Source organism: Tritonibacter sp. SIMBA_163, assembly GCF_046535935.1.
GTDB lineage: Bacteria > Pseudomonadota > Alphaproteobacteria > Rhodobacterales > Rhodobacteraceae > Epibacterium > Epibacterium scottomollicae.
Genome location: NZ_JAWJBP010000752.1, coordinates 1 through 258 on the forward strand (window position 1 = coordinate 1; position 258 = coordinate 258).

The 258-nt window shown below is 60.9% G+C and carries 1 protein-coding gene; it reads right to left on the reverse strand.

Features of this window, described 5'->3' with window-relative positions:
* A partial coding sequence (locus R0J92_RS24330) for a hypothetical protein (protein ID WP_411053572.1) occupies nt 1-258 on the reverse strand: 258 nt, incomplete at both ends.

Sequence of the window (258 nt, forward strand, 5' to 3'; positions counted from 1 at the left end):
GTCACCACCGTCGCCGGCCGCATCGACGATGCGTCCCATCATGTACGGCGCGATGAAACCACCGAACGCCATGAGCGACAGGAACACCCCGAGTACCCCGGAAATTTGCTTCGGCGGGCACAATTCGCTCACACAGGCATTGAGAAGCGGCAGCACCGGAGTGCATATCGCATAGCCCAAGGACACCATGAACACAGCCATGACGGGCGCACTGACGAACGGCAGGAAGACCAACATCGTGCCGCCGATCAGCATGCC